2 protein-coding genes are annotated in these 999 nt (G+C 65.1%); one reads left to right on the plus strand and one right to left on the minus strand.

All coding sequences use genetic code 11. The annotated features are described in order from the left end of the window. Positions 1-69 precede the first annotated feature (69 nt). The gene (locus tag PMI38_RS25920; RefSeq protein WP_008101061.1) at positions 70-258 is read left to right on the plus strand and encodes a hypothetical protein; all 189 of its coding nucleotides are present in this window, start codon (positions 70-72) and stop codon (positions 256-258) included. Between the two features lie 5 nt (positions 259-263). On the opposite strand, the gene PMI38_RS25925 is transcribed toward PMI38_RS25920, so the two are convergent. Continuing rightward, entirely contained in the window at positions 264-911 is a 648-nt protein-coding gene (locus tag PMI38_RS25925; protein WP_008101064.1) for a YceH family protein, read from the minus strand. Positions 912-999: the final 88 nt, after the last annotated feature.

The raw sequence follows: 999 nt of genomic DNA on the forward strand, positions 1-999 counted from the left end.
GCCGGCGATTGGCCGGTCCAGCCTGAGGGTGTCTATGATTACTGAGGACTCTCTCAGGAAATTCGCCCAATGACCCTGATCAGCCGTGAACCCTGGTGGCTAGTGCCCCCCAAGCCCGGGCAGAAGGAGCAGGACCTGCACTGGGGCTACCTCGAAATCTACACCGACGGCCGCACCGTGTTCGTCGACCAGCGCCCCAGTGACCGGGAGCTGGCCGCGCGCAAGAGCTGTCGCAACTTCCCCGAGCCGGATCACTGACCGGCTCAACCTTCCAGTTCGGCCAGGCGCGCTTCCAGTGCTGCGATGCGTGCTTCCAGGGCCTCGATCCGTTCTTCCGAAACACTGCTGCCGCTGCTGCGCGCGCCGCCTTCCTGTTGCCGCGCGGCAAGGATCGCCTCGATTTCCGCCGGGTCGCCCAGCGCGTGGCAGTAGCGGTCTTCGCGCTGGCCGGCCTGACGCGGCAGGTGCACGGCCAGGCCGCGCGAAATCAGGCGTTCCAGTTGGTGCTGGATCTGTTCGGTGTCGTCGAAGTCGTGCAGGCGGTTGCTGCGGGTCAGCAGCTCGTTGAGGGTTTGCGGGCCGCGCAGGAACATCAAGCCCATGAGCACCAGCTGTGCCGGTACCAGCTCCAGGGCCTTGTCCACCCGCTGTTCCCAGCGGTCGGCACGGCTGCCCATCTGCAGGCGGGTCATCTGCTGGCCTTCGAGGGCGCGCAGGGCCTGGCCAACCTGGCCTTGGCTGAGGTTCATGACGGGCTCGCGGCTGGTTTTCTGGTTGCAGGCCAGGACCAGGGCATTGAGGGTCAGCGGGTAGCTTTCCGGGCTGGTGGCTTGCTTTTCGATCAGCGAGCCGAGAATTCGGATCTCGGTGCTGCTGAAGCGGCCTTCGCCTGCGGTTTCGTGTTCTGACATGGCCCTGTCTCATTGCTGGGGAAAGGCCACTAGCGTAGGTAAAGCGCTTGGCTTAAGCAATCACCGGCCTTATCGCCGGCAAGCCGGC

This window comes from Pseudomonas sp. GM84, from assembly GCF_000282535.1.
In the GTDB taxonomy this organism is placed as follows: domain Bacteria; phylum Pseudomonadota; class Gammaproteobacteria; order Pseudomonadales; family Pseudomonadaceae; genus Aquipseudomonas.

Excerpts from the sequence above, each read along its gene's own strand:
- PMI38_RS25920 (WP_008101061.1), top strand. The coding sequence starts at position 70 with ATGACCCTGATCAGCCGTGAACCCTGGTGGCTAGTGCCCCCCAAGCCC.
- PMI38_RS25925 (WP_008101064.1), bottom strand. The coding sequence starts at position 911 with ATGTCAGAACACGAAACCGCAGGCGAAGGCCGCTTCAGCAGCACCGAG.